Annotated in this window: 7 protein-coding genes and 2 pseudogenes; 4 read left to right on the top strand and 5 right to left on the bottom strand. The window is 67.6% G+C overall.

What is annotated here, in order from left to right:
- The 3 genes and pseudogenes from BRAS3809_RS37350 to BRAS3809_RS16310 form a co-directional block, all read left to right on the top strand.
- Window positions 1-155 (top strand): annotated as a pseudogene (locus BRAS3809_RS37350) (acyl-CoA thioesterase); the annotation flags it as partial.
- Window positions 156-369: 214 nt separating this feature from the next.
- Window positions 370-1,515, top strand: coding sequence for an ABC transporter substrate-binding protein (locus tag BRAS3809_RS16305; protein ID WP_008963211.1), 1,146 nt, complete (start codon window positions 370-372; stop codon window positions 1,513-1,515).
- Window positions 1,516-1,612: 97 nt separating this feature from the next.
- Complete coding sequence (locus BRAS3809_RS16310; protein ID WP_008963212.1) at window positions 1,613-2,419, top strand: shikimate dehydrogenase family protein; 807 nt, start codon at window positions 1,613-1,615, stop codon at window positions 2,417-2,419.
- 29 nt (window positions 2,420-2,448) lie between these two features.
- Here the strand turns inward: BRAS3809_RS16310 and BRAS3809_RS16315 are convergent, their stop codons facing one another.
- Genes BRAS3809_RS16315 through BRAS3809_RS16325 form a run of 3 tightly spaced genes read right to left on the bottom strand, consistent with a single transcriptional unit; the run spans window position 2,449 to window position 5,984 of the window.
- Window positions 2,449-3,174: an ABC transporter ATP-binding protein gene (locus BRAS3809_RS16315; protein ID WP_008963213.1), complete on the bottom strand. Its 726-nt coding sequence runs from the start codon at window positions 3,172-3,174 to the stop codon at window positions 2,449-2,451.
- A complete protein-coding gene (locus BRAS3809_RS16320; protein ID WP_008963214.1) occupies window positions 3,171-4,940 on the bottom strand; it encodes a branched-chain amino acid ABC transporter ATP-binding protein/permease in 1,770 nt (589 codons plus the stop codon). The genes BRAS3809_RS16315 and BRAS3809_RS16320 overlap by 4 nt, the downstream gene beginning before the upstream one ends.
- 3 nt (window positions 4,941-4,943) lie before the next feature.
- Window positions 4,944-5,984 carry a branched-chain amino acid ABC transporter permease gene (locus BRAS3809_RS16325; RefSeq protein ID WP_035656462.1) on the bottom strand — a complete coding sequence of 347 codons (1,041 nt, stop codon included), beginning with the start codon at window positions 5,982-5,984 and terminating at the stop codon, window positions 4,944-4,946.
- Between the two features lie 189 nt (window positions 5,985-6,173).
- Here BRAS3809_RS16325 and BRAS3809_RS16330 point away from each other — a divergent pair, with 189 nt between their 5' ends.
- Window positions 6,174-6,680: a MarR family winged helix-turn-helix transcriptional regulator gene (locus BRAS3809_RS16330; protein WP_008963216.1), complete on the top strand. Its 507-nt coding sequence runs from the start codon at window positions 6,174-6,176 to the stop codon at window positions 6,678-6,680.
- Window positions 6,681-6,700: 20 nt separating this feature from the next.
- On the opposite strand, the gene BRAS3809_RS34380 is transcribed toward BRAS3809_RS16330, so the two are convergent.
- Complete coding sequence (locus BRAS3809_RS34380; protein WP_008963217.1) at window positions 6,701-7,981, bottom strand: glycerate kinase type-2 family protein; 1,281 nt, start codon at window positions 7,979-7,981, stop codon at window positions 6,701-6,703.
- 111 nt (window positions 7,982-8,092) lie between these two features.
- Window positions 8,093-8,448, bottom strand: a pseudogene (locus BRAS3809_RS16335) (ABC transporter substrate-binding protein); the annotation flags it as partial.

Here is an 8,448-nt window from a genome sequence, read left to right on the forward strand (position 1 = left end):
CCTTCGAGGTGACCCACAAGGTGTTCAAGGGCGAGGCGCTGGCGATCGAAGGGTTCGAGACCCGGGTGCTTGTCGGGCGCGATCCGGCCGATCCGGACAAATTAAAATCGGCGCCTTTTCCCGAGGACATGAAGGCGAAATTCCTCGGACAATGAGGCGCAGGAATGGGTGCGACACGCGGCGGTCTTAAGGATGTTCAGCTGTCGTGCTTTGGTCGACTGGTGAGGCGTGATCTTCTCGTGTTCAATGCTATGATCACGTTGGGACACACATCGGCCGGCCGTGTTGGAAGGCACCCCGGACAGGGGTGGAACTGCAAGCAGGATCGGCGGATCACGAGCTGAACCGAAAAGACTGAGGGAGGATTTGATGAGGAAGGCCTATCTGGCGGCGGCTGGCGTCATTGCGATGCTCGCGTCCGCGCCGGCGCTGGCGCAGACCAGCGAGATCACCATCGGCATCACCACGACCACGACGGGTCCGGGCGCCGCGCTCGGCATTCCCGAGCGCAATGCGCTGGAGTTCGTGCCGAAGGAGATCGGCGGCGTGCCGCTGAAGGTGATCGTGCTCGACGACGGCGGCGATCCGACCACGGCGACGACCAATGCGCGCCGTTTCGTGACGGAGTCCAAGGCCGACATCATCATGGGCTCGGCGATCACGCCGCCGACCATCGCGGTGGCGAACGTCGCCGCCGAGGCCGGCATTCCGCATTTTGGCCTGGCGCCCTTCCCGGTGACCCCGGAGCGCGCCAAGTGGTCGGTGGTGATGCCGCAGCCGGTGCCGATCATGGGCAAGGTGCTCTACGAGCACATGAAGGCGCACAACATCAAGACCGTCGGCTATATCGGCTACTCCGACTCCTACGGTGACCTCTGGTTCAACGATCTGAAGACCCAGGCCGTGCCGATGGGCATCACGATCGCCGACGAGGAGCGCTTCGCGCGTCCCGACACGTCGGTGACCGGCCAGGTGCTGAAGCTGGTCGCCGCCAATCCGGATGCCATCCTGGTCGGCGCCTCCGGCACTGCGGCGGCGCTGCCGCAGACCGAGCTGCGCGAGCGTGGCTATACGGGTCTCATCTATCAGACCCATGGTGCTGCGAGCATGGACTTCATCCGTATCGCCGGCAAGGCGGCGGAAGGCGTGATCATGGCCTCCGGCCCGGTGATGTCGCCGGAGACGCAGGACGACAGCGCGCTGACCAAGGCGCCCGGCCTCGAGCTGAACAAGGCCTATGAGGCCAAGTACGGCCCGAACAGCCGCAGCCAGTTCGCCGGCCACTCGTTCGATGCCTTCGAGATCCTCAAGCGCGTCATCCCGGTGGCGCTGAAGACCGCCAAGCCCGGCACGCCGGAGTTCCGCGAGGCGATCCGCCAGGCGCTGCTCACCGAGAAGGACATGGCGGCCTCGCAGGGGGTCTACAATTTCACCGAAAAGGACCGCTCGGGCCTCGACGACCGCGCCCGCATCATTCTCACCGTGAAGGACGGCAAATACGTCCCGGCGAAGTGAACGGACATACCATATCCACGATTGAGAAAGGCCGGCTCGGTGAGCCGGCCTTTCGGCCATTTGGACGAAGAGTTTTCAAGTTTTCTGGAGGCCAGCGATGATCTTCGCCCCCACCGGCGCCACCCGGCTCCACGTCATCATCGGCGATCCGATCGCGCAGGTGCGCGCCCCGGCCGGTGTCAGCGAAGCCTTCGCGGATCGCGAGAGCGATGCGATCCTCGTCGCGGTCCAGGTCGCGTCGGCCGACCTCGCTGACTTCCTGGCGACCATGACGCGGGTAAAGAACCTCGACGGCATCGTCGCGACCATCCCGCACAAATTCGCCTGCTATCGCGCCTGCGCGACGGCGACCGAGCGCGCGCACTTCATCGGCGCCGTGAACCTGATGCGGCGTGGCGCGAACGGCCGGTGGCATGGCGACATGGTCGACGGTCTGGGCTTCGTCGGCGCGGCGACGGCGGCCGGCTTCGACCCCGCCGGCGTGCGCGCCTTGCAGATCGGGGCCGGCGGTGCCGGCTCGGCGATCGCGCTGGCCCTGATCGATGCGGGTGTCCGCGAGCTCGCCATTCACGACAGCGATCCGGGCCGCCGCGATGCGCTGATCGCGCGCCTCAATGAGCGCGGCAAGGGCCGCGCCGTCGTCGGCAGCACCGATGCCAGCGGATTCGACATGGTCGCGAATGCGAGCCCGGCGGGCATGCAGTCCGGTGATCCCCTGCCGGTCGACATGGCAACCGTCAGCCCGTCAGCCTATTGCGGCTGCGTCATCACCAAGCCGGAGACCTCGCCGTTCATCGCCGCCGCGCGCGAGCGCGGCTGCCTGACGGCGACCGGCATCGACATGTACCGGGCGCTCGAGCGCGTCATGGTCGACTTTCTCTTGTCGAAGGAGGCGCCATCCTGAGACAGCGTCCCCCTGTAGGTAGGCCCGGCTCAGCTCGCGGCCGCGTCGGCAAAGCCGAGATAGCTCGCCGCGACGCGCTGGTCGGTGGCGATCTCCGAGGCCTTGCCGCTCAGCACGAACTCGCCGAGCTCCATGACATAGGCGCGGTCGGCGACCTGCAGCGCGGCCTTGGCGTTCTGCTCGACCAGCAGCACCGAGACGCCTTCCTCGCGCAGCTTGGCGACGATCTCGAAGATGCCGGCGACGATGATCGGGGCGAGACCGAGGCTCGGCTCGTCGAGCATCAGCATCTTCGGCGAGCCCATCAGCGCGCGGCCCATCGCCAGCATCTGCTGCTCGCCGCCCGACAATGTGCCGGCGAGCTGCTTGCGCCGCTCCTTCAGCTTCGGGAACAGCGTATAGACATGCTCGAAGCCGCGCGCCGCATGCGCCTTGCTCATTCTGAAAGCGCCGAGCTGCAGATTGTCCTCGACATTCATTGTGGCGAACAGCTCGCGATGTTCCGGCACGAGGCAAAGCCCGCGGGCGACGCGGTCCTCGATCTCGTAGCGCGCGAGGTCCTCGCCGAGGAATGCCACGCGGCCCTTGAGCGGGAACACGCCCATGATGGCGCTGAGCAAGGTAGTCTTGCCGGCGCCGTTGGCGCCGATGATGGTGACGATCTCGTTCTCGGCCACGGTGAGCGAGACCGAGCGGACCGCCTCGACCTTGCCGTAGGAGACATGGGCGTCGGTGACTTCCAGCAGGGTGCTCATGCGGTGGCTCCGAGATACGCCTTGATCACCTCGGGATTGGTCTTGATCGCGGCTGGTGTTCCCTCGGCGATCTTGGTGCCGAAGTCGAGCACCACGATGCGGTCGGCGAGATCCATGACGAAGCCCATGTCGTGCTCGACCAGCAGCACCGACATGCCGCCGGCGCGCAAGTCGCGCAGCAGCGCGCCGAGGCGCTGCTTCTCCATGTGGCGCAGGCCGGCGGCCGGCTCGTCGAGCAGCAGCAGCATCGGATCGACGCACAGCGCGCGGGCGATCTCGACGATGCGCTGCTGGCCGAGCGAGAGAGAACCGGCGAGCTGGTGCATCTGGTCGCCGAGCCCGACGCGCTCGATCTGGCGCGCGGCCTCCGCGAGCAGCTTGGCCTCGTCGGCGCGGTCGAGCCTGAACATGCTGGAGAGCGCGCCGGAATGGCCGCGCAGATGCGCGCCGATCGCGACGTTCTCCAGCACGGTCATGTCCGGCACCAGCTTGACGTGCTGGAAGGTTCTGGAAATGCCAAGCTTGACGACGTCCTGCGGCGGCGCGTTGCCGACGGCCTTGCCGAGCACCGAGATGTTGCCGGAGGTCGGCGGCAGCACGCCGGTGATCAGGTTGAAGGTGGTGCTCTTGCCGGCGCCGTTGGGGCCGATCAGCGCGACGATCTCGCGGGCCTGGACGTCGAACGAGACGTTGTTGACCGCGACCACGCCGCCGAACTGTTTCCGCGCATTGTCGACCTGCAGCAGCACGTTCGGCGTGCCTGCGGAGCGCTCGCGCGCCGGCAGCTTGATCGAGGTGTCCGGCGTCTTGGCGGCAGGCTTGAACGGCAGTCGCGCCGTCAGCCACGGCCACAGGCCGGTCGGTGCGAGCTGGAGCAGCGTGACGAGCAGGATGCCGAACACGATGGTCTCGAGCTGGCCCTCGCCATGCAGCAGCAGCGGGAGATAGCTTTGCAGCACCTCCTTCAGCACCACGACGATCGCAGCACCCAGCACGCCGCCCCATACATAGCCGGCGCCGCCGACGACCGCGACGAACAGATATTCAATGCCGGCCTGGGCGCCGAACGGCGTCGGGTTCACGGCGCGGGTGAAGTGCGCATAGAGCCAGCCCGACAGGCCGGCGAGCACGGCCGCGTAGATGAACACCAGGAGCTTGGCGCGCGGCGAATACACGCCGAACGCTTCGGCGGCGATGTGGCCGCGGCGCAGCGCGCGGATGGCGCGGCCGGTGCGGGAGTCCAGCAGGTTCATCGTCAGCAGGGCGGAGATCAGCACGGCCGCCCAGATCGCGAAATAGATCGTGCCGGGATCGAGCATCTTGAGGCTGCCGATCGACAGCGGCGGGATGCCGGAGACACCGTCATTGCGGCCGAGGAACGCGAGCTTGCTGAAGAGGTAGTAGAGACCGAGGCCCCAGGCGAGCGTGCCGAGCGGCAGGTAATGCCCCGACAGCCTGACCGTGACGAGGCCGAGCAGCACGGCGGCGAGACCCGACACCAGCAGCGACAGCGGCAGGGTCAGCCAGGGCGAGACGCCGTATTGCGCCGACAGCACCGCGGTCGTGTAGGCGCCGAAGCCGACGAAGGCGGCCTGGCCGAACGAGGTGAGACCGCCGACGCCGGTCAGCAGCACCAGACCCATCGCCACCAGCGCGGACAGGCCGATATTGTCGAGCAGCACGATCCAGAACGGCGGCATGCCCGGAATGAACGGAACAGCCGCGACGATGACGGCAAAGATGACGAGAGGCCAACGCTCGCGCACGGCTCAATCCTTCTCTTCTTCGACCGCGGGCGCGGCGAGCGAACGCAGCAGCAGGACCGGGATCAGCAGCGTGAAGACGATGACTTCCTTGAAGTTCGAGGCGTAGAACGAGGAGAACGCCTCGACGATGCCGACGACGATCGCGGCCACGGCCGTCAGCGGATAGCTGATGAGGCCGCCGATGATCGCGGCGATGAAGCCCTTGAGGCCGATCAGGAAGCCGGTGTCGTAATAGAGCGTGGTGATCGGGACGATCAGGATGCCGGAGAGCGCGCCGATGGTGGAGGCCAGCAGGAAGGCGATCTGGCCGGACAGCGTGGTGCGGATGCCGACCAGGCGGGCGCCCAGACGATTGACCGCGGTGGCGCGCAGCGCCTTGCCGTACAGCGTCAGGCCGAAGAACAGCCAGAGGCCGATGATGAACGCAACGGTGATGCCGTAGACCGCCATGCCCTGGCCGGTGAAGCGGAGCGAGCCGAGCGTCGCGCTGGCGGTCAGGAGCGTCGGACCGCGCTGGCCTTCGGCGCCGAAGAACAGCAGGCCAAGGCCCTGCAGCGCCAGGTGCACGCCGACCGAGGCGATCAGCAGCACCAGCACCGAGGTGTGGGCGAGCGGCTGGAACACGATGCGATACAGCGACAGGCCGATGCTCGCCACGATCAGCAGCGACAGCACGAGGCTCACGCCGGCCGGCATGCGCTGGTCTGCCGCCCACATGCTGGCGAGCAGCACGACGACAGGGAAGGCGACGTGAAGGGCGAAGGCGCGCGCGATCTTCGGCGCGTGCAGCGTCTTGCGCATCGCATAGAGGTCGAAGGCGAAGGCGACGAGGCCGATCACGACCGCAAGCTTGGCGGTGCCCGGCATGCGGCCGGCGGCCAGCGAGGCGTAGGTCAGCGCGCCATAGGTGACGAATTCGCCCTGCGGGATCAGGATCACCCGGGTGACGGCAAAGACCAGCACCAGCGCCAGCCCGAGCAGGGCGTAGATCGCGCCGTTGGTAATGCCGTCCTGCAACAGGAACAGCAAGATCGTTGTGTTCAAGACAGGACGCTCCCCCTCTGTGGCGACCGCTCGCCCCGAGCCTTGCGCCCGCGGCGGGTCGGAGCAGTTGAATGGCTGCCCGTGTTTGGTATAGTGGATAACAATTATCGATTATAATCTCAAGGCCGCTGTTCCGGCTGCGGCATTCGAGACCAGGGATGGAAGCAAAGATGAATTTGGCGGATCGCGATGTCCGATAGCGCCAAGCCCGTCAGCAAGCGGGAGGGCCGCAGGGAAGCTGCCGTAGCCGTCGAGGAGACGCAAGCGGTCCAGCTCGGCGAGCTCTCGGATCTGCTCGGCTATGTGCTCAAACGGGCGCAGTTGAAGGTGTTCGAGGATTTCCTGCGCTGCGTCGCGCCGCTGCAGCTGACCCCGGCGCAGTTCTCGGTGCTGCTGCTGCTGGACGCCAATCCCGGCCGCAACCAGACCGAGATCGCCAACACCCTCGGCATCCTCCGGCCCAATTTCGTGTCGCTGCTGGACAGCCTGGAAAGCCGCGACCTCTGCACCCGGGTCCGCTCGGCCAACGACCGACGCTCTCACATCCTGATGCTGACCGAGAAGGGCCGGGGCGTGCTCGCCCGCGCCAAGAAGCTGGTCGTCTCCAAGCACGAGGCGCGGCTGAACGAGCTGCTCGGCCCTGACGGGCGCGAGGCGCTGCTTGGCATGCTCACCAAGATCGCGGAGGAGTTCTGAAACCGCGCCGGGGCGCGCCCTCAATCGACCAGGATGACCCTGACGTCGTTGACGTTGGTCAGCGTCGGACCGGTCTGCAGCAGGCCACCGGTCGCCGCGAAGAAGGCGGTGGCGTCGTTGTTGGCGAGATAGGCCTGCGGATCGAGAGTCTGGGCCCGCATCGCCGCGATGACCGCGGCGTCGACCAGCGCGCCGGCCGGATCGGACGCGCTGCCGCCGCCGCCGTCGGCGCCATCGGTGTCGCCGGCGAGCGCCGCCACGCCCTCCATGTCCTGGAGCAGGTCGGCGAGTGCGAGCGCATATTCCTGGTTCGGCCCGCCGCGGCCCTGGCCACGCACGGTCACGGTGAGCTCGCCGCCGGAGATGATCGCCATGCGGCGGCCGAGCGAACGGGCCTCGCGCGCCAGCTTGGCGTGATCGGCGGCCACCTCGCGGGCCTCGCCCTCGAGATCGGCGCCGAGGTCGAGCACGTCGTAGCCGGCCGCCTTGGCGCTGGCGACGGCCGCCGCGAGCGAGCTCGCCGGCCGCGCGATCAGCTCGAACGAGGCCCGGGCGAAGGCGGGATCGCCTGGCTTGCAGCTCTCATTGGCGGCATCCTCGAGCGCCCGCGCGATCGCCGGGTCGACCTCGAGCCTGTATTTCGCGACGATCGCGCGGGCATCCGCCAGCGTGGTCGGATCCGGCACCGTCGGTCCGGAGGCGATGGCCGAGGGATCGTCGTGCGGCACGTCGGAGATCGCGAGTGTCACGATCTCGGCCTTCTGACCCGCCCGTGCCAGCCGGCCGCCCTTGATGCGCGACAGATGCTTGCGCACCGTGTTCATCTCGCCGATCGGCGCGCCCGAGCGCAGCAGCGCCCGGGTCAGCTGCTGCTTCTGTGCGAAGCTGACGCCATGCGCCGGCGCGACCCAGTTGGCGGAGCCGCCGCCGGAGATCAGCACCAGCATCAGGTCGTCGGCCCCGGTCCTCGCAGCCAGCTGGAGGGTATCGTCCGCCGCCTTCAGCCCGGCCTCGTCCGGCATCGGGTGGCCCGCTTCGATCACCTTCACCCGCCGGGTCGGCACGCCGTGGCCGTGGCGGGTGGTTGCAATGCCGACGAGCCTCGCAGGATCGAACCCGAGCGTGTCGAGGTAATGGCGTTCCGCCGCGACCGCCATGGCGGCCGCGCCCTTGCCCGCGGCGAGACAGATGATCCGTCCCTTGGGCGACGCCGGCAGGAACGCGGGCAGCACCACGTCGGGATGGGCCGCGGCGACGGCGGCGTCGAAGATGGCACGCAAGAGTGGACGTCGGTCGATCATCGAATTCCCGCAAGGCTGGAGGCGTCTCGTCTCCTTAGCCCGGCCAAGATGCCGAAGGCAAACCCCGCAGGTCGAGCCTGCGGGGCCGTGCTTGCGCCGACCGCGGGCGCCTCAGCCGCCGACGTCGGCGGAGATCACGTCGCCGAACAGCTCCCACTTCTCACCCTTGAAACGCATCAGCTGCAGCTGGCTGACAGGCGCGAAATCGGTCGCAGACGTATTGATGCTGATGCCGGGCAACAGCATCTCGGTGCGGAAGTTGCGCAGGCTCGCCGCCTGCTTCATGACGTTCTCGCGGCTGAGGTCGTCGCCGCACTGCTTCAGCACCTGCACCAGGGTCTGGGCCACGCCGTAGCCGACGACGGTACCGCCGTCGAGCTTGTCGCCTTCGGGGAAGTCCTTGGCCATGAAGTCCAGGAACTGCTTCATGCCGGCGTCATCCTTCCACTGCGGATCGGAGACGTCCT

It is taken from the genome of Bradyrhizobium sp. STM 3809 (assembly GCF_000239795.1).
Classification (GTDB): Bacteria; Pseudomonadota; Alphaproteobacteria; order Rhizobiales; family Xanthobacteraceae; genus Bradyrhizobium.

What these genes read in the sequence shown, in the direction of transcription:
- BRAS3809_RS16305 (WP_008963211.1), top strand. Translation starts at nt 370, where the DNA reads ATGAGGAAGGCCTATCTGGCGGCGGCTGGCGTCATTGCGATGCTCGCG.
- BRAS3809_RS34380 (WP_008963217.1), bottom strand. Translation starts at nt 7,981, where the DNA reads ATGATCGACCGACGTCCACTCTTGCGTGCCATCTTCGACGCCGCCGTC.
- BRAS3809_RS16330 (WP_008963216.1), top strand. Translation starts at nt 6,174, where the DNA reads ATGTCCGATAGCGCCAAGCCCGTCAGCAAGCGGGAGGGCCGCAGGGAA.
- BRAS3809_RS16310 (WP_008963212.1), top strand. Translation starts at nt 1,613, where the DNA reads ATGATCTTCGCCCCCACCGGCGCCACCCGGCTCCACGTCATCATCGGC.
- BRAS3809_RS16315 (WP_008963213.1), bottom strand. Translation starts at nt 3,174, where the DNA reads ATGAGCACCCTGCTGGAAGTCACCGACGCCCATGTCTCCTACGGCAAG.